Source organism: Streptomyces sp. NPDC085866 (assembly GCF_044541035.1).
Lineage (GTDB): Bacteria > Actinomycetota > Actinomycetes > Streptomycetales > Streptomycetaceae > Streptomyces.
In genome coordinates this window covers 420,095-438,838 of sequence record NZ_JBITSQ010000002.1, presented here as the reverse complement: position 1 = coordinate 438,838, position 18,744 = coordinate 420,095, and the positions used below count along the sequence as shown (strand labels likewise).

The window sequence follows — 18,744 nt, the reverse complement described above, 5'->3', positions numbered from 1 at the left end:
GCTCCGCACCCGGGATGGCCGTCCGTCGGCGAGGCAACCGGTGGACAGCGTGGCAGGGTGCCGTCCGTTCTCATCGCCACGATGGCGCTGTCGAGAGCCGCGGCGAGAGCCCGGCCGTTCACCGGCCAGGAGACTCAGCGCGGCTGCGGTCCGGGTACCAGCCGAAGCATGTCCGCGAGACCGCGCTCGCCGGTTCGGTTCTCGGCCGGCAGGATGTAGGTCCGCAGGCCGCAGGCGGTTGCACCGCCGTCACGCACCGGATTGTCGCCCACCATGAGCGTGGCGCGGGGCTCGGTTCCAAGGTCGGCGCACGCCTTGAAGAACAGGTGCGGATCGGGCTTCTCGCGGCCCTGTTCGTAGGAGATGACGCAGCTGTCGATCAAGGTGTCCAGCCCGTAGTGGACGAGGTGGGTGCGCAGGTCCCAGGCGAAGTCACTGACGATGGCGACGCGCAGGCCGCGGGAGCGGAGTGCGCGCAGGGTGGGCTCGGTGTCGGGGTACGGGGTCCACGCATCCGGGGCGGTGAGTTCCCGGTAGGCCGTCTCCTGCGCGCCGCGCAGGAAGTCCACGTGTTGCCACCACCCGTGCATGGCCTGCCGGTGCCGCTCGGGAGAAAGGTCGCGACCCTGCTGCAGTGCGACGACCGAAGGCAGTCGGAAGGCGGTGCGCAGTTGGCGGGAGATCTCGGCCTCGGCGCCGGGTTCGTCGAGCAGAGCGAGGCGGCCGGAGGCGCGGCCCACTCGGCGAAGCCATGCCCCCAGGGGGATCATCTGGAAGAGCGTGTTGCTGAAGTCGAAGAGCACGGCCTGCACCTGGGGCACTGGCGCGGCCGTCTCGGCGTCGCTGGGGCGGTAGGCACTCGGTGTTTCGAAGAGCGTCTGCATCACGAGGCGGGCTGTTCTTCGAGGGTGACCGTCTCCACGGGCACGCCCAGGTCGCGGATGGCGGCGAGCTCGGCCTCGGGGGTGTCGGCGTCGGTGATGACCGCCTGGTAGTCGGCCACGGTGCCGTAGGCGTACGTGGCGGTCTTGCCGAACTTCGAGTGGTCCGCCAGGAGCAGTGCGTGGTTGGCGGAGGCGAGCATGGCCAGCTTGACCTCGACGTAGTCGTTCATGGGGTGGAAGAGCCGTCCCTCCAGGATCGCGGTGGCGGACATCAGCGCGAGATCGGCGTGGATCTGGGACAGCGCGCGGGTGACCGCGGGGCCGGTGCAGGAGTTGAAGTCGCCGCGGTAACGCCCGCCCAGAAGGGTGATGTTCACCCTTGACTCGGCCCCGAGACGCTGCGCCAGGCCGACCGAGTTGGTGACGACATGAAGCTGGTCCAGCCTGGCCAGTACGGGGACGAGCGGAAACAGGGTGGTCGAGTCGTCCATGAGTACCGTGGTGCCCGGCTTGATCCGGTCGGCGACGGCTGCGCACAGTGCGTTCTTGGCCGGGAGCGCGCTGCTCTCCCGGAAGCGGGTGGCCATCTCCATGGTGAGGGCGGGGAAGGCGACGGCGCGTCCGCGCTCCTTACGCAGCAGATGTCGCCCTGCCAGGTCGTCCAGGTCCCGGTGCATCGTCATCAGGCTCACGTCGAAGAGATCGGCGAGGTCGTTGATGCGGGTCTCACCATGTTCGGCGACGTAACGCAGGACGGCCTTCCGCCGCTCCTCGACGACGGCATGCGACGCTCGCGTGCGGGCGGCCACGGCGACTCTCCTTCCCTTCGGTCATACTCGGTCCGGCGACACGGGACGGAGGGCGTCCCTCACAGACAACACTGCCTTGCGGCGCCGTTGACGCGTGTTCGCCTTCTCCCGGGGCGTGCCCGGTGCCTCGACCGGTGGGCTCCGCTCGGTGGACGAGGGCCGGAACCAGGGTTCGGGCCGGGAGGAGGTCCAAGGACGGTCGGGTGACACCAGGCTCGCAGTTTCGCATACGGGCCTGGGGCACTCCGACCTTCCCCCGGCCCGGGGCCGACCGGGCCGGGGGCCGGCTGAGCGCCCTCGTTCGGATACGCATCACGAACCGTCCACGGTGATCAGAACCTTGACGTGCTCCAGATCAAGAGAGGCGGAGAAGGCCGCAGCGGCTTCTTCCAGGGAGTAGGTGGCGGTGACGATCTCGGCGGTGTCGAAGGAGCCCGAGGCGATGAGGGACATGGCGACGCGATAGTCGTCGGCGGTGTACATGAGCGTGCCCTCGATGCGGATCTCCCGGTCCTGGACCAGGTCGAGTCGGACCGGGGTGGCGCCGGCGGCCCCCACGCCCACCACGACCACATGGCCGCCCTTGGCCACCAGATCGGTCGCCTGGGCCATGGACTGTCCCCGGGCCACGCAGTCGAAGACGACGTCGACCGGGCCGCCGAGTGCCGCGTGGACCTGGGTGACCAGGTCAGGGGCACCGGCGGGCAGGGCCGTGTCGGCGCCGAGACGCATCGCCCGGGCCCGTTTGCCCGGCAGCAGGTCGGTGGCGGCGATCCGGGCGGCGCCCGCGTGGCGGGCGGCGATGAGCGTGAACAGTCCGATGGGGCCGGCGCCGAGGACGGCGACGGTGCGGCCGGTGAGGTCGCCGACCTTGGCCACGGCATGCACGGGGGTGGCCAGGGGCTCGACGAGGACGGCCTGGAGGTCGGTCATGCCGTCGGGAACGCGGTGGACGCGGTCGGCCGGGATGGTGAACAGGTCGGCCAGGGCACCGGGCGTCTGGCAGCCGAAGACCTTCAGCTCCTGGCAGATGTTGTAGCGGCCGGACCGGCACTGCGCGCACCGGCCGCAGTACAGGTTCGGTTCGACGATCACCCGGTCGCCGGGAGCGAAGTCCTCGGCCCCTCGGCCCGAGGCCACCACGACGCCCACCGCTTCGTGGCCGGGACGGTAGGGGAGGTCGATGAACGGATGGTGCCCCGCCGCGGCATGGGTGTCGGATCCGCACACGCCGACGACCGTGGGACGTACGAGGAGTTCGTCGCTTCCGGGGACGGGGGCGGGCGCCTGCTCGACGACGATGTCGTCGAGGGAACGGACGAGTACGCGGCGGATCTGCTGGGTCATGGTGGCGGGGTTCCGTTCGGTTCGGGTGGTCACGCGGCGACGAGGCCGGACTGGACGTGGAGTTGGCGGCCGATACGCGCCTTACGGCGGCCGATCGTCGGCGGACGGCGGGCGCCGCGGCGGACATCAGGCTCGATGCCGCTGTCGGCGGCGAAGTCCGCGGCAGGTGCGGGGCAGCGTGCGAGAGCGGGCGAGGCCGGGCCCTCGCGGCAGCTCGGCCGGCCAGGTCCGTCAGCGGCCGCGGAGTGTCCCGACCGCAGGGCAGTCGCCGCCCATTGGGCGTCGGCTGCGCCGCGCGCCGCGCCACGGGTCCGGACGGGCCGAAGCGCGCAGCCTCTCATTTGACGGCTCCCAGGGACAGACCGCGCACCAGCTTGTCCTGGGCGGCGAAACCGGCGACCAGAACGGGCAGGGACACCAGCGTGGCCGCCGCGCACAGCCTGGCCAGGAACAGGCCCTCGTTGGTGATGAAGCCGACCAGGAACACCGGCGCGGTGGACGCCTTGGTCGCGGTGAGGTTCACAGCGAACATGAACTCGTTCCAGCTGAAGATGAAACAGATCAGCGAGGTGGCGGCGATCCCCGGCATGGCGACCGGCGCGACGATCCGCAGCAGCACCGTAGGCAGCCCGGCGCCGTCGACCTCGGCCGCCTCCAGGATCTCCCTGGGCACCTCGGCAAGGAACGACCGCATCATCCACACCGCGATCGGCAGGTTCATCGCGGTGTAGAGGACGATGAGGGTCCAGATGTTGTCCAGCATGCCTACGTGCTTGACAATCAGGTAGATCGGCAGCAGGGCCGCGATGAGCGGCAGGAACTTCGTGGACAGGAAGAAGAACATCACGTCGGTCCACTTCTTGACCGGCTTGATGGACAGCGCGTACGCCGCGGGCAGCGCCAGGGCGAGCACCAGCAGGGTGGAGAAGATGCCGGCCATGGCCGAGTTGAGCAGGTAGGGGGTGATGTCCCGGCCCAGCAGCAGCTTGTACTGGTCCAGGGTCAGCGGCGCGAAGGGGCTGGGCGGGTTGGTCGCCGCGTCGGACTCCTGGTGGAAGGACGTGAGGACCATCCAGGCCACCGGCGCGAAGAAGGCGAGGGTGACCAGCCAGGCGACGAAGGTCCACAGGGGTGAAAGACGCGGCTCCTGGCCGGGGTCCTCGTGACGTCGACGTCGGAGTCGGCGCATGACGGTGCCGGACGATGCGTGGGCGGCTGTGGTCGTGCCGGTCATCGGGACACCTCTTCACGGAACAGGGAGGCGACGACCCGCAGGGCGAACGTCGCGATGACGATCGAGCCGATCACCACGACGACGCCGGCGGCCGCGGCCTGGCCGTACTCGAACTTGCGGAACATGGTCAGATAGATCTCGTAGGGCAGGTTCGTGGTCTGGGAGCCGGGGCCGCCCTGGGTGATGGTGTAGACGGCGTCGAAGGTCTGCACCACGAAGATGCTGCCGAGCACGATGCCCAGCTCGATGTACTGCCGCAGATGAGGCAGCGTGATGAGGCGGAAGGTCTGCAGCGCCGAGGCCCCGTCGACCTTGGCGGCCTCCAGGACGTCACCGGGCTGGGCCTGCAGACCGGCCAGCAGGATGAGCATCATGAACGGCGTCCACTGCCACACGAGCGCGACCACCAGAGCGGGCATGGGGAAGGACGAGACCCAGTCGACGGTCGGGCCGTTCGCGGCCCCGAACAGCCGGTAGACGGCGTTCAGAGTGCCGTTGAGGAGCCCGTAGTCGGGGTTGTAGACGGCGTGCTTCCACAGCAGGGCGGCGGCGACCGGCATGACCAGGAACGGCGCGATGAGCAGGGTGCGGGCGAGGCCCCGGCCGAGAAAGCGGCGGTCGAGCAGCAGGGCCAGGCCCAGCCCGAGGACCACGCTGAGGACGACGACGGAGGCGGTGAGGACGACGGTGTTGAGGACCGCGTTGCGCAACCGTTCGTCGGTGAAGACGAACTTGTAGTTGGACAGGCCTGTGAAGTGGCGGTCGCCGGGCCGCAGGATGTTCCACTGGAACGTGGAGATGACAAGCGTGGCCACGAATGGCAGCTGAGTGACGACGATCGTGAAGATCAGTGCCGGCAGCAGCGGAAAGCGACGCCGCCACCTGCGCTCGCCCGGGGGCTTGAGCCGGCTGGCGGTTGGTCGCCCGTGCTTCGTGGGGGGATGGGGTAGCGTGATCATGGACTGACTTTCTTCCGCCGCAGAGCGGCCAGGGCTTGGGGACGGGCGCCCCGGCCGGGTGCGGGCGCCGGCCGGGGCAGGTGACTCACTTGTAGTTCTTGGCGACGTCCTCGGCCTGCTTCTGACCGTCATCGAGTGCCGTGTCCGCGCTGGTCTTGCCGGCGATGGCGGCGGAGATCTCCTGCGTCACCTTGGTGCCGAGGTCCTGGAACTCGGGGATGGCGACGAACTGGATGCCGACCGTGGGCCGTGGCTGCACGCCCGGGTTCGCGGGATCGGCCTGCTGGATGGACTTCAGGGTGATGTCACCGAACGAGCCGGCGGCCTTCTGGTACTCGGGGATCTGATAGGTGCTGGCCCGCTTCCCCGCGGGCACCCGCGCCCAGCCCAGCTTCTCGCCGACGAGCTTCTCGTACTTCTTGCTGGAGGCCCACAGCATGAACTTCGAGGCGGCGTCAGCGTTCTTGGTGGTCTTCGGCATGGCCCAGGCCCAGGCCCACAGCCAGCCGCTGCTCCTGGTCTTCTCCACGGGCGCATACGCGTAACCGATCTTGCCGGCGGCCTTGCTGGTGTTCGGGTCCTCCAGCAGACCAGCCGCGCTGGTGGCGTCGTACCACATGGCGACCTTGCCCTGGCTCATCGCGTTCAGGCACTCGGTGAACCCGGCCTGCGCCGCGCCTGCCTCACCGTGCTTGCGGACCAGGTCGACGTAGAAGTCGGTGGCCTTCCTGAAGCCGCCGCTGTTGACCTGAGCCTTCCAGTCCTTGGTGAACCACGTCCCGCCGAAGGTGTTGACCACGCTGGTCAGCGGTGCCCCGAGTTCGCCCCAGCCGGCCAGGCCGCGCAGGCAGATACCCCGCATCCCCGGCTTCGCGCCGTCGACCTTCGCCGACAGGTCGGCCACCTGCTGCCAGGTCGGATGCTCCGGCATCTTCAGGCCCTTCTGGGCGAAGACGTCCTTGCGGTACATGAGGAAGGACGACTCACCGTAGAACGGCATGGCGTAGAGCTTGCCGTCCGAGCCGGACAGCGACTGCACCATCGGCTTGAGCAGGTCGCCCTTGTCGAAGCTCGCGTCCTTGTCGGCGTAAGAGCCGAGTTCGTGCAGCCAGCCGTTCTTCTGCCAGATGGGTACCTCGTAGGCGCCGATGGTGGCGACGTCGTACTGCCCGGCCTTGGTGGCGATGTCCTGCGTGACCTTGTCGCGCAGCTCGTTCTCGGGCAGCACCGTGAAGTTCACCTTGATACCGGTGTCCTTCGTGAAGGTGCTCTTCGTGAGCTTCGCGATGTCCTCCATCTGCGGGTTGCCGACCATCAGCACGTTGATGCTCTTCCCGCCCACCGAGGAGCCGCCGGCTCCGGCACCCGAACAGGCGGTGGCAAGCAGGGCGGTGGTGGCGGCGCAGGCCACCACCGCGTATCTGGTCGATCGGGTGAATCTCGTCGGACGCATGACGGGGACCTCTCGTGCGGGTGGGTCGGAAAACGGCCTGTGGAGCACCCGTGGCGGCACGGCTCGTGGGTGCAACCGCTCAGCGGGTGGATCTCGTCGAGACGTCGACCGACGCTCGGCTGAGGAGGGAGACGCCTCCCCAGGGTGTGGGGTGTGGCATCGCTTGGCCGAATTATTAGCAGCACACCGTTCCGTTGTTAACACATATTGCGAGAAAACTTTGCTGGATCTATCGTCACATCGTCTCGTCAGCGCGAGACACTCCCGCCTCGCTCCCGGTCGCCGCCGATGCGGCCGAGGGCAGCTCGCCCGGCGGGGTTCCGCGCGCAGTCCCCCGCAGCCCACCGTGCCGGCATCCCCGAGGAATCCCGTATGAGAGCGATCCCGAGCCCCGCAGGCCCCTGCGCCGTCGTCGTCGCCGGAAACGCACTGGTCGACCAGACCCCCACCCGGACGGCCACCGGTGACACGGCCTACCTGCCGCGGCCGGGCGGCTCCTGCCTCAACGTCGCTGCCGGCCTCGGCCGCCTCGGTGCGCCGGCAAGCCTGCTCGCGCGCACCTCCGGCGACCACTTCGGCGACCTGCTGCGCGCGCGCCTTGCAGAATCCGGCACACGCCTCACCCATGTGCCGGCGACCTCCGACCCCACCACCCCCGCCGCCGTCCGGCTGTGCGACGACGGGTCGGCCGCGTACTCCTTCCACGCGAACGGTGCCGCCGACCGCGGCCTGCGGCCCGAGCACCTCGGCACCCTGCCGGACGCCGGACACCTGCCCGAGGCGGCGGCACTTCACATCGGCTCGCTCGGCCTGGTCCTGGAACCCCTCGCCTCGAAGCTCGACGGGCTGCCGCGCCGGGGGACGGGACACCGGCTGGTGAGCCTCGATCCGAACATGCGGCCGGGACTGGTCACCGACCGCTCTTGTCATCTCCGACGGTTCACCGAGTGGGTGGCGCTCACCGACGCCGTCAAGGCGAGCGAGGAGGACCTGGCCTGGTTCCACCCAGGTGAGGCGTACGAGCTGGTGGCCGAGCGCCGACCGGCGTCCGGGGCGCAGCTCGCCCTCGTCACGTTGGGCGCTCGGGGCACCTGGGCTGCGGGACGCACGGCCCGCGCGCACATGCCCGCCCCGGTGACGGAGGTCGTCGACACGGTCGGGGCGGGCGACGCCTTCACCGCGGGCGTGCTCGCCCATCTGCACCGGACCGGCCGACTCGGCAGGGAAGGCGTCGCGGAACTGTGTCCTGACGAACTTGCCGGGCTGCTCGCGTACGCAGTCGGAGTCGCGGCCGACACGTGTACGCGCGCGGGTGCCCGGCCGCCGTTCCGGCGCTACGGCCTGCCGACCCCTTCGCAGCCCGTAGGCCGGGGGGCTGCGGCTCCCCCAGGTGTCCCGCTCATCGGACACCGCTCGGTCAGTCGGTTCCCGGGCGGGTGGCCATGACGGCGAGGCAGGCGAGAATCCAGGTTCCATGATCGTCGTGATGCAGGTCGACCCGAGTGGACAGGGTGTGGACGATGTCGAGGCCTCGGCCGTGTTCGTCCTGATCGTCATACGCGCAGGGACGGTGGGACGATGTGGGGTATCCGTGATCACCCATGATGATGCCCAGGGTCCCCTCGGTGAGGACCATGCGCAGCGACATCTCGCTCCGCCCGTGGACGGCCGCGTTCGCGGCCAGTTCTCCCACGATCAGGAGAGCCGAGTCCCGCTCGTCCTCGGACAGGTGCCAACGTGTGAGCACCGCGCGGGCGGCGCTTCGCAGACAGCCGACCAGTGCCGTCTGTGCCGGCAGTGTGAACTGGGCCTTTGCCGGGTGGTGCGGGATCACTGTCCCGGAGCCGAGGAAATGGACGCTGTCCCACGGCGCGACGGGCGAGATGTCGGGGGTGACCGGCGGGGCGGTGTCGGAGGGCATGGCCGTAGCTTTCGGACTGACGATGGGGGTGCCACGTCGAGTGGCGGGGGCCGCGCCGTTGAGGGCCGGGCGCGGGTCGTCTTGATTTCTGTGTACGCCTGACCAAGTCAAATTGCAATAGATTTTTATAGAAAATCTCGAAGAATGTGTTAAATTCCCCGCGATATCTCATACGTGACCAGACAGTCGTCAGCTACCGGGCCGGGCCCCAGACGCTGGTCACTCCGCCGCCCGGGCCGAGTCGAGGCGGGCCCAGACGGGCCAGAGGGCCTCCTGGGCCTCCCGGTAGACCTGGTAGGCCTCCTCCAGGACCTCAGCCCGGTCGGCGGCCGGTTCATGGCGCCTGAGGACGGCAGCGCCAACGCGCGGATCCGCCCCGTTACCGAGCAGTCCGACGGCACCGGCGGCGAGCAACGCGGCCCCTCGGGCAGCGCTCTCCTTGACGCCTGTCACCACTACCGGGCACCGCAGCGCGTCGGCGAACATCTGGCTCCAGACGGCGCTGCGCGCGGCGCCGCCGGTCAGCATGGCAGGCCCGGTGATGCGCAATTTGGAGTGGAGCGCGTCGACGTGCCATCGGTGGTTGAGGACGACACCTTCCATCAGGGCCCGCAGCAGGTGCCCGCGACGGTGCCAGCCGCGCATGCCGAGGAAGGCTCCGGAGGCCGGCTGCGGGTGGGGGGATCCGTAGACGTACGGAAGGAACAGCACCTCCGAAGGGCCCTTCAGATGGGCCCCGACCTCTTGGCCAATGGCAGTGTGGACGTCGTCGCGGTGTCCGGGCGGTGCGTCCGTGACCCGCAGGAACCACTCCAGATTCGCCATCGAGGCGGGCGAGGTGGACATGATCATCCACTGTCCGGGGTGAAGGAATCTGCGGCACTGCCAACGGAGGTCGGTGACAACGTGATCGCAGACCACCTGGTTGATGCTGAACGTCCCCGCGATCAGGCACAGTTCGCCCACCCCTGTGGCGCCGATCCCCAGCGCCGCCGCGTCGACGTCGTGCGCGCCGGTGACGACGGGCGTGCCGGCAGCGAGCCCCGTGAGGGCCGCGGCCTGCCGGGTGACCGTTCCGCACACCGCCTCACAGGCCCGCACGGGCGGCAGCTTGGCGGCGAGCGGCCCGAGCCCGAACAGGTCGAGCAGCTCCTGCGAGTATCCGCCCCGGCTCATGTCGGTGAACGAGGCGCTGGCATCCGTCGGATCAGTGGCCACCACACCCGTCAGATGCCAGCGCAGCCAGTCCTTGCAGGACAGCAACCAGCGGGCCCGCTCCAGCACGCCCGGCTCATGACGTCCGAGCCACGCCAGCAGGGCGGCCGGGGAACCAGCGAAGGGGACCGTGCCCGACAGAGTGAGGGCACGTTCCCAGACCTGGGTGTCCCGCCACTCGGCCAGCACGGGCTCAGCACGCGTGTCCATCGCGACGATCGCGGCCCGCACCGGCCTTCCCCGCTCGTCGATGGCGTAGAGGCCGTCACCGTGTCCGGCCACCCCCACCGCGACGACGGCCCGTCCCTCAGCGCCCGCTGCGGCGAGAGAGGCCCTGATGGCCTGGTGGGTGATTCGCCACACGTCGTCCATGTCCCGCTCCACCCAGCGGGGACGCGAGGTGTCGAGCGGGATCGTGCCGACGCCCTGCGCCACCTCCCGGCCTGCCGAGTCGAACAGCACGGCCTTGGTCACGGTGTGCCCCGCATCGACACCGAGCACCAGATCGCCCGCCACCGCTCACACCCACCCCAGCTCACGAGCGTTGACCGCGGAAACACAACGGCCCGTGGCGGTCAGTTCCGCTATGGCTTCGGCGACCAGCCGGGCCGAACGCACGCTCGTGGTCGTCGTGTCACCAGCGAAGTGAGTGGTGAGCGTGACATTTTCCAGCCGGCGCCACGGGCTGTCCGCCGGGAGGGGTTCCTGGTCGTGCACGTCGAGCCCGGCCCCGGCGATGCGGTGGGCCGCCAGGACGTCGTACAGGGCGCCGGTGTCGACGAGCCGGCTGCGCGCGGTGTTCACGAAGTAGGCGGTCGGCTTCATCAGCGCGAAGTGGCTCGCGCTGATGAAACGCTCGGTCTCGGCCGTCAACCGGGCGAAGACCTGGACGAAGTCGGACTCGCGGAAGACCATGTCCAAACTGTCGGCCCGGGCGACCGAGTGCTCTGCCAGAACGGCGTCGGTCACATACGGGTCGTAGGCGATCAGACGCGAGCCGAATCCGCACAGCACCGTGGCGAACGCGCGCCCCACATGACCGAAGCCGACCATGCCGACCATGCTGTCGCCGATCTCGAGGCCAGGACGACTGAGGGTCTTCCGCCAGCCGCCGGCCTTGACCGAGGCGTCCACCCGGGCGATGCCCCGGGCCTCCGCGAGCATCAGACCGACGGCGAGCTCGGCCACGGCCGAGGCATTGCGGCCGAACACCGGCACGACCCCCACCCCGCGGACCGTCGCGGTAGCGACATCGACGTTCTCCAGCCCCGTACGCGCCACACACACGGCCCGCAGTGCCGGGGCGGCCAGGAGCACCGCACGGGACACCGGAGCGAAGTGCACTGCCAGCACCTCGGCCTCTCCCACCGCCTCCACGATCTCAGCGGGCACCGCCACGGCCTCGGGACCTCGCCACTCCATGGTCTGCTGCGCCGCGTGCTGCTCCGCCTTGGTTCCGTGCCAGTCCACGCCGCGAACCGGTCCGAAATCCGGACCGCAGACCTTCGCCAGGGCGTCGATGTAGAACTCGGCAGGAATGAAACGGTCACCGACGATCACAACGCGCACTGAGGCCTCCAGGAGGTGCCCCTCGTCTTCCGTAATCGTCCCACGCACCCGGGCGAGGTGCGCAGGAACGCCCAGATGATGGTCATCAAGCCCAGGAAGGCGAACGTCTGGCGGATGCCGGGCAGCGTGCGGAGTTGCTCGCGGTGCTCGTCGGGCAGCCGACGCCGGAACCGCTGCTGCCGGCCGAACGCGCGGACCTGCTGCGTCGGACGTTCCACCCCGCCTCGGAGCCGGACGCGCTCCTGGGACGTCTGCAGGACCTGGCGAACGCCTTGGAGGACGCCGGGGTGACCGTCGCGGTACAGACCGCCGGCCGGTTGCAGGGTGCCTGGGCGCGCCACACGCTGCCGCAGCACGCCGGGGCCCTGCTGGCGGCGGCCGACCGGTTGGCCCGGGACGGCGGTGCCGCCTCCGGTCTCCTGGCGACCGCGCTGGTCACCGGAGCGGGCGGCAGCCTCGACTGGCCGGAGGAGTGGCGCTCCCTGCTGCGCCTGCTCCGCGGGCACGCGCATCCCGATGTACGCCACGAGGCGTACCGGACGGTGACGGAGTCGGAGTGACGGTCCCCTCACGAGGCTGCACCGGTCACCGGCCCCAGATCCTTCGGTAGCCCTCCCGGTAACCCGGTGGGTCCCAGCTCGTGGTGGCGTCGCTGTTGGCCGCCGTGGCCAGGTGGACGGGGGCGACGTAGCCGCTGGCGGGCCGCCCCGCGTAGGCGCGGTTGAACTCGTCGACGATCTGCCAGCCCTGCAGGGCCAGCGGCTCGGGCACCGTGGCCGCCTGATACTGCCGGGTCTCGATGCGCTGGAAGGCCGACGGGTCGCCGTCGCCGGCACCGATGTTGAAGGGCGGCCCGGATCCCTTCCGGCCGGCGGCTCGGAAAGCCGGGGCGGCGTCGGCGAAGTACAGGTCGTTGATGGCGACGGAGTGGGTCCACCTGCTCCGGAAGCGGGAGAGGAGCGACGAGACCTCCCGCGGGGTACGGCTGCTCGCGTCCGCGATGGGGATGTTCTCGTAGGCGAGCAGCCGCACGCTCGGGCAGGTGGCGAGCTGCTTGCGGATCAGCTCGGACTTGTCCTTGGCGAACGGGATCGAGGCGTCGGTGATGAGCACGACCCCGGCGTGGCCGTCGGAGTCCGCGATGATCCACTGCGCGCTGATCGCCGCCACGTCCTCGACCCGGGTCGTGACGTTGGTGAACAGCGGGGGGCGGCGGCTGGGGCCGGGGGCGGCGAGCGCGTGCCAGCCGACGAGCGGGATGCGTTGCGCGTCGGCCCGGGCGACCTGCTGGGAGGTCGAGTCGGGGTCGAAGCCCCCGATGACGATGCCCGAGGGCTTGAGGGTCACGGCCTGGCTCATGGCAGCCTGGATCCCTGCGGGAGTGCCTCCGCCGTCGATCACCCGGATCTTCCAGCCGATGACGCGCGCGGCTTCCCGTACGCCCTTCGCGGCGCCCGCGACTCCGGGATTGGTCATGGTCTGGGCGACGAAGACGATGTTCTTGCCGGGCACCGCTCCGGGGCCGTTCGTGGGCCCGTCCCAGGGCATGTCCGTCTTCTCCGCCCGTTCCACCGCGGTCTGCGCCTTGGCATGGGCCGCGGGGCAGCCGACCGGGCCGGTGGTGGGGCCTCCCCGGACGTCCGAGGAGCCGTGTGCGCAGCCGGCAAGGGTGGCTGCCGCCGCTGCCAGCAGGGCTGCGGCGGTGTACCGGGCCAGGCCGCGGGCGGCCTTGCGGGTGCCGTGCACGGGAACTCCTAGGAGAATCGGCGCGATCACGGGGGTGGAGGCGGCGCGGAGGGCAGGTCGCCGGCGGCCGCGGTGCCGGTGCGCAGGCGGCGGCGAGCGGAGTAGCCCGCCAGGCCGACGGCGAGGAGCAGGGTGCCGCCGTAGAACAGCGGGGTCGTCCAGAAGTCGCCGCCCAGCTGGGCGATTCCGGTGAGGCCGACGGCCAGGACGGCGACGGCGACGAGCGTGCCCAGGGCGTTGGGGCGCCCGGGTTTGACGGCCGTGGAGCCGAGGAGGGCGCCGGCGAAGGCGGGCAGCAGGTAGTCCAGGCCGACGCTCGGGTTGCCGACCTGCAGCTGGGCCGCGAGCAGCACCCCGGCGAAGCCGGTGATCAGCCCCGACGCGGTGAAGGCGTAGACGGTGTACCTGCGGGTCGGGATGCCGAGCAGGTCGGCGGCGCGCGGGTTGGATCCGACGACGTAGAGACCGCGGCCGAGCGGCAGCCGCTCCAGGACCAGCCAGAGGGCGGCTGCGAGGGCCAGCACGTAGAGGGCGGGTACGGGCAGACCGAGGAACGTGGAGTCGTAGAGGTCGGTGAAGCCCGTGGGGAGTCCGCGGGGTCCGGGGACGATGCGGGCACCGCCGGTGACCCATCCGGTCACGGCGTACAGCATGCTGCCGGTTCCGAGCGTGGCGATGAAGGAGTCGATCTGCCCGAACTCGACGACGACGCCGTTGAGGACGCCCACGACGGCCGCTCCCACGAGTACCGCGAGGCAGGCGAGCGGCCACGGCCAGTGTTCGTCGACGATGAGCTGCAGCACCATGACGTGCGCGAGACCGAGGACGTAGCCGATGGAGAGGTCGAACGCCCGGGTGACGATGGGGACCATGGCGGCGAGCGCGAGGATGGCCGGGATCGACTGGGCGGACAGGATCGAGTCGATGGTCTCCCGGGTGGGGAAGGTGCGGGGCAGGGCGAGGGAGAAGACCAGGAAGAGCAGGGCCGTCAGGGCCAGGAGGCCGTAGGCGGCGACGAGGTGGCCGCCGCGTCGGTGCCGGGGCGGCCGGGGCGGGGAGGGCGAGGCGGTCACGAGGTGGTCGCGGATCCGGACTCGGGCAGGGCGGAGGCGGCTCGGGTGAGCCCGGAGACCGTCAGGTCCGCACCGCTCAGCTCGGCCGTCAGGGACCCGCGGACGAAGACCAGGGCGCGTCCGCACACACGGGTGACCTCCTCGAAGTCGGTGGAGACGAGCAGGGCCCCGAGGCCGGCGGCGAGGGCCTCGTCGAGGAGGCGGTAGACCGTGGTGCGGGCGCCGATGTCCACGCTCGCCGTCGGCTCCTCGAGGATCAGCAGACGCAGACCCGCACGCAGCCACCGGCCGAGCATGACCTTCTGCTGGTTGCCGCCGGACAGGACGGCGATGGGAGCCTCACTGTCGCGTGGACGCACCGAGAAGCGGTCGATCAGGGCGGTGGCGCAGGCACGTTCCCGGCCGGGGCCGATCCAGCGCAGCGCCGGCCGGCCGCCCGCGCGGGGGTTGGCCAGGAGGTTCTCCCGTACCGTCAGTTCGGCGGCGCAGCCCTCCCGTTGCCGGTCGGCGGAGACGAGGCCGACGCCGAGGCCCACGGCGTCCGCGACGGTGCGGGGGTGATAGGGCCGGCCGCCGAGGAGCACCCGTCCTGCGAGGATCGGCCTGGCGCCGGCGAGGGCACGGCCCAGGTCCGTGTGTCCGGCGCCCGTCAGGCCGACCAGGCCCAGGACTTCGCCGGCCGCGAGTTCCAGGCTGACCGGTCCCACGCCAGGGGCGCGGACGCGGTCGAGCGTCAGGACGGACGGACCGCCGGCCGGGACTCCGGCGGGGTGGAAGTCGGTCGGTTCCGCACCGACGATGTCGCGCACCAGGCGGGCGGGGCTGTGGCCGGCCACCGGGCCGTGGCTGACCAGGCGTCCGTCGCGCAGGACGGCGAAGGTGTCAGCCACCTCGTACACCTCGTCGAGGCGGTGGGTGACGTAGAGGATGCCGTGCCCTCGGTCGCGCAGGGCGTGCAGGACCCCGAAGAGCCGGGCGCAGTCCACCGCGGGGAGACGGGCGGTTGGCTCGTCGAGGACGATGAGCTTCGCCCGGGCGGCGAGGGATCGGGCGATGGCGACCAACGAACGTTCGGCGGGGGCGAGTTGGGCGACGGTCGTCTCAGGGTCGAGATGTGCGGCGACGATCCGCAGGGCTTCGGTGCACTGCTCCCTGGTGCGCCGCCAGGAGATCAGTCCGGCACGGCGCGGGTATCCGGTGCTCAGCGCGATGTTCTCGGCGACCGTCATCCACTCCACCAGACCGAGATCCTGGTGGATGAAGGACATGCTGCGGGAGGCCTCCCGGGTGCCGAGCGGGTGCCCGGCCACGGTGATCTGCCCCGTCTCGGCGTGGTGGACGCCCGCGAGCACCTTGATGAGGGTGGACTTTCCGGCACCGTTGGGGCCGAGGAGGGCGAGGACGCTGCCGGCCTGGACGTCGAGGTCGACCCCGGCCAGCGCGAGGGTTCCGCCGAAGCGCTTGCCGAGCCCGCGGACACGGACCAGGGGTGGAGCGTCGTGCACGGACATCTCCGGAGATTCGACCTGGCTGGTTCATCCCATACGCACAAAGGATACTAACGGGGCATATCACAGATTTTCGGGTCAGTCGGTCGTCAGGCCGCGTCCAGCGCGCATTCGGCCCAGATGACCTTGCCCTGGGTGGTGTAGCGCGTGCCCCAGCTCTGCGACAGCTGCGCCACGAGGAACAGGCCGCGGCCACCCTCGTCGGTACTGGCCGCCCGGCGCAGGTGCGGGGCGGTGTTGCTGGTGTCGGAGACCTCGCAGATCAGGTTGTGGGCGTGCAGCAGCCGTACCCGGATGGGCCCGGCGCCGTGGCGGACGGCGTTCGTGACCAGCTCGCTGAGGATCAGTTCCGCGGCGAACGCGGTCTCGTCGAGTCCCCAGTCGGCCAGCTGTCGCACGGCGTCCGCGCGGACCTCGCCGACGAGGGCCGGGTCGGCGGCCAGGTCCCAGGTGGCGATCCGGTTCCGGTCCACGGCGTGGGTACGGGCGACCAACAGGGCGATGTCGTCGTAGGGGTGGTCGGGCGCCACGAGATCCAGCACGGTCTGGCAGACCTCGTCGGGTGTGTGCTCGGGGTGCGCCAGGGCGCCGCGGAGGTGGTCGAGCACGTCGTCGACGTCGCGGTCCCGGTCCTCGATGAGTCCGTCGGTGTACAGGACCAGCCGGCTGTCCTCCGGCAGGTGGACCTCGACCGCCTCGAAGGGCAGGCCGCCGAGGCCGAGCGGGGGCCCGGCGGGCAGGTCGGGGAACGAGACGGTGCCGTCGGGGCCGACGAGCGCGGGCGGGGGGTGGCCGGCGCGGGCCATGGCGCAGTGCTGCGTGGTCGGGTCGTAGACGGCGTACAGACAGGTCGCTCCGATGATGCCGAAGTCCGCGGACTCGGGATCCTCCCGGTCGAGGCGGCCCACGACGTTGTCGAGGTGGGCGAGGACCTCGTCCGGCGGGAAGTCGAGTTCGGCGAAGCTGCGCGCGGCGGTGCGCAGGCGCCCCATGGTGGCGGCGGACAGCATGCCGTGGCCCACGACGTCGCCCACGAAGAGACCGACGCGTGTGCCGGAGAGGGGGATGACGTCGTACCAGTCACCGCCCACGTCGGACTCGGCGGGCAGGTAGCGGTGGGCGACCTCGACGGCGTCCAGATCGGGCAGAGCGCGCGGGAGCAGGCTGCGCTGCAGGGCCAGGACCATGGCGCGTTCGTGGGTGTACTGGCGGGCGTTGTCCATGGACAGGGCGGCGCGCGAGGCGAGTTCCTGGGCCAGCGAGCGGTCGTCGTCGCCGAAGGGGGCGGGATCCTGCGAGCGGTAGAAGCTGGCGACGCCCAGGACGACGCCGCGGGCGACCAGGGGGACGGTGATGAGGGAGTGGACGGCGGCCAGCAGCTGTCCGGTGAGCTCGGGATCCTGGGCGAGCCAGCCCGCGGCGACCTTCAGGTCCGGTTCCAGCACCGCCTGCCCGCTGACCAGGCAGCGCAGCTGTGGCGTGGTCGGGCCGAAGTCGATCCGCTTGTCGACCGGGCTGAAGGGCAGGTCGTCGCGGATGCCTCGCACCACCGTACGCCGCAGTTCACCGAGGGGGTCGGCGGACTCCTCGCCCCGCAGGACGGACTCGGGCAGGTCGATCGTGACGAAGTCGGCCAGTCGCGGAACGGCCGTCTCGGCGAGCTCCTCGGCCGTGCGGCGCACGTCCAGGGTCGTGCCGATGCGGGCGCTGGCCTCGGACAGCAGCTCCAGGCGGCGGCGCGCGGCCAGGGCGTACTCCCCCACCGTAGGCTCCCCCACCAGCACGAGCCCCCTCGCCAGCGGCCGGGAGTCCACGGAAAGGTCCGGCGCCCCGGCAGGGGCTGCGAGGTAGATCCGCTCACGGCTCGCTCCGCCCTGGACCGGCGCGGCTCCGGCACGCAGACCGGGCAACGGGCCGACGTGGAGACGGTCCGGCACGAGGAGGGCAGGGCCGTCTCCGGGCGGCCGGAGGAAGGACAGGGCGGCGAGCCGGGCGCTGTCGACAGCGTCGTCGGCTCGGCTCGGGACGGCGCCGGGCGGCCGGGATGCGGGGCCGGCCAGGACGGCTTCGATGGCGATGCCCTCCACCCCGGTGGCGGTCGTCGTCGGCCGGCTCACGAGCGTGACCCGCCGGCCGTCGGACAGGCGCAGGTCCACGGCGCCCCGCTGTGCGCAGGAGATCAGCTCGGTGGCCTTGTCCAGGAGAACGGCCCGGTCACCGGGGTGCAGCTCGGGGGCCAGCTCGTCGACGCCGATGCGGGTGTGCGGCCCCGCGGCCGCATCGGCCCGGGCGGCCAGGTACGACCGGAGCAGCGCACGCTCGCGCACGGAGCTCTGCCCGAGCAGCCGCCGTTCGACGGCCTGGGCCGCCTTGCGGAGCACGGTGGCGAGCACCGGGTTCTCGGCGCCGCGCGGATAGCCGAAGCAGAGGACGCCTTCGATGTGCCCGCTGAGCGGGTGCCGGACTGGCAGCGCGCGGCAGGCGTTGCCCTGGGCGCGCTCGGCGAAGTGCTCGGCGCCGTAGACCCTGATGAGTTGACGCTCCGCCAGCGCGAGACCGATGCCGTTGGTTCCGGCGTACCGCTCGGCGAACACGAATCCCGGGACGCGCTGGAACGCGGGGAGGGTCCTGACCATGGACGCATCGCCGAAGCGGCGCACGAGGACGATCCCGCTCGCGTCGGCGACGGAGATGTTCATCTGGCTGCCCGCGAATCTGGACTGCAGGCGGTCGAGCACCGGAAGGGCCGCACGGACGAGCCTGCCGTCCGGATCGAAATCCGTTCGGTAGGGAAGATCGGCCTGGTCCGGCGAAAGACCCAGCGACCGGGAGCGCTGCCAGGAATCCAGGATCGGCGACCGTACGCCTCCCTCGACCGTCTCCCCCTGCAGGAACCGCTCACGGGTACGGACGGGCCCTGCCCCGCCGGTCGCACGCACCCTGGGCGTCGGTTCCCCGCCGGACCGCACCACGCCTCGCCTCGCTCATACTCGCATTAATCGCAATTTACTCAAACCCGGCATTGA

Annotated in this window: 15 protein-coding genes; 2 read left to right on the top strand and 13 right to left on the bottom strand. The window is 71.0% G+C overall.

Translation table 11 applies throughout. From position 1 onward, the window contains the following. Window positions 1-134 precede the first annotated feature (134 nt). The 6 genes from ACIF83_RS05360 to ACIF83_RS05335 all read right to left on the bottom strand — a co-directional run bounded on the left by ACIF83_RS05360 (window position 135) and on the right by ACIF83_RS05335 (window position 6,686). On the bottom strand, window positions 135-884 hold the full coding sequence (locus ACIF83_RS05360) for an HAD-IA family hydrolase (RefSeq protein WP_399724055.1): 750 nt from the start codon (window positions 882-884) through the stop codon (window positions 135-137). Beyond that, on the bottom strand, window positions 884-1,693 hold the full coding sequence (locus tag ACIF83_RS05355) for a DeoR/GlpR family DNA-binding transcription regulator (RefSeq protein WP_399723582.1): 810 nt from the start codon (window positions 1,691-1,693) through the stop codon (window positions 884-886). Before ACIF83_RS05355 ends, ACIF83_RS05360 begins: the two co-directional genes overlap by 1 nt. Window positions 1,694-2,005: 312 nt before the next feature. Continuing rightward, entirely contained in the window at window positions 2,006-3,073 is a 1,068-nt protein-coding gene (locus tag ACIF83_RS05350) for a zinc-binding dehydrogenase (RefSeq protein ID WP_399723580.1), read from the bottom strand. A 304-nt stretch (window positions 3,074-3,377) separates the two neighbouring features. Then, a complete protein-coding gene (locus ACIF83_RS05345) occupies window positions 3,378-4,274 on the bottom strand; it encodes a carbohydrate ABC transporter permease (RefSeq protein ID WP_399723578.1) in 897 nt (298 codons plus the stop codon). Continuing rightward, a complete protein-coding gene (locus ACIF83_RS05340) occupies window positions 4,271-5,233 on the bottom strand; it encodes a carbohydrate ABC transporter permease (RefSeq protein WP_399723576.1) in 963 nt (320 codons plus the stop codon). The genes ACIF83_RS05345 and ACIF83_RS05340 overlap by 4 nt, the downstream gene beginning before the upstream one ends. 85 nt (window positions 5,234-5,318) lie before the next feature. Continuing rightward, a complete protein-coding gene (locus tag ACIF83_RS05335) occupies window positions 5,319-6,686 on the bottom strand; it encodes an ABC transporter substrate-binding protein (protein ID WP_399723574.1) in 1,368 nt (455 codons plus the stop codon). A 372-nt stretch (window positions 6,687-7,058) separates the two neighbouring features. Here ACIF83_RS05335 and ACIF83_RS05330 point away from each other — a divergent pair, with 372 nt between their 5' ends. After that, a complete protein-coding gene (locus ACIF83_RS05330; RefSeq protein ID WP_399723572.1) occupies window positions 7,059-8,132 on the top strand; it encodes a carbohydrate kinase in 1,074 nt (357 codons plus the stop codon). Here the strand turns inward: ACIF83_RS05330 and ACIF83_RS05325 are convergent. The 3 genes from ACIF83_RS05325 to ACIF83_RS05315 all read right to left on the bottom strand — a co-directional run bounded on the left by ACIF83_RS05325 (window position 8,104) and on the right by ACIF83_RS05315 (window position 11,391). Then, window positions 8,104-8,607, bottom strand: a complete 504-nt coding sequence (locus ACIF83_RS05325) for an ATP-binding protein (RefSeq protein WP_399723570.1) — start codon at window positions 8,605-8,607, stop codon at window positions 8,104-8,106. The two genes, ACIF83_RS05330 and ACIF83_RS05325, sit on opposite strands and share 29 nt — an antisense overlap. Before the next feature lie 219 nt (window positions 8,608-8,826). Next, a complete protein-coding gene (locus ACIF83_RS05320; RefSeq protein WP_399723568.1) occupies window positions 8,827-10,338 on the bottom strand; it encodes an FGGY-family carbohydrate kinase in 1,512 nt (503 codons plus the stop codon). 3 nt (window positions 10,339-10,341) lie between these two features. Beyond that, a complete protein-coding gene (locus ACIF83_RS05315) occupies window positions 10,342-11,391 on the bottom strand; it encodes an NAD(P)-dependent oxidoreductase (RefSeq protein WP_399723566.1) in 1,050 nt (349 codons plus the stop codon). Window positions 11,392-11,525: 134 nt separating this feature from the next. On the opposite strand from ACIF83_RS05315, the gene ACIF83_RS05310 reads away from it, so the two are divergent. Further along, a complete protein-coding gene (locus ACIF83_RS05310; RefSeq protein WP_399723564.1) occupies window positions 11,526-11,951 on the top strand; it encodes a hypothetical protein in 426 nt (141 codons plus the stop codon). Window positions 11,952-11,976: 25 nt separating this feature from the next. Here ACIF83_RS05310 and ACIF83_RS05305 read toward each other — a convergent pair whose 3' ends face one another. The 4 genes from ACIF83_RS05305 to ACIF83_RS05290 form a co-directional block, all read right to left on the bottom strand. Beyond that, window positions 11,977-13,137, bottom strand: coding sequence for a substrate-binding domain-containing protein (locus tag ACIF83_RS05305; RefSeq protein WP_399723562.1), 1,161 nt, complete (start codon window positions 13,135-13,137; stop codon window positions 11,977-11,979). A gap of 26 nt (window positions 13,138-13,163) precedes the next feature. Beyond that, window positions 13,164-14,210 carry an ABC transporter permease gene (locus ACIF83_RS05300; RefSeq protein ID WP_398138086.1) on the bottom strand — a complete coding sequence of 349 codons (1,047 nt, stop codon included), beginning with the start codon at window positions 14,208-14,210 and terminating at the stop codon, window positions 13,164-13,166. Further along, complete coding sequence (locus tag ACIF83_RS05295; RefSeq protein WP_399723560.1) at window positions 14,207-15,721, bottom strand: sugar ABC transporter ATP-binding protein; 1,515 nt, start codon at window positions 15,719-15,721, stop codon at window positions 14,207-14,209. Before ACIF83_RS05295 ends, ACIF83_RS05300 begins: the two co-directional genes overlap by 4 nt. 86 nt (window positions 15,722-15,807) lie before the next feature. Then, window positions 15,808-18,690 carry a SpoIIE family protein phosphatase gene (locus ACIF83_RS05290; RefSeq protein WP_399723558.1) on the bottom strand — a complete coding sequence of 961 codons (2,883 nt, stop codon included), beginning with the start codon at window positions 18,688-18,690 and terminating at the stop codon, window positions 15,808-15,810. Window positions 18,691-18,744: the final 54 nt, after the last annotated feature.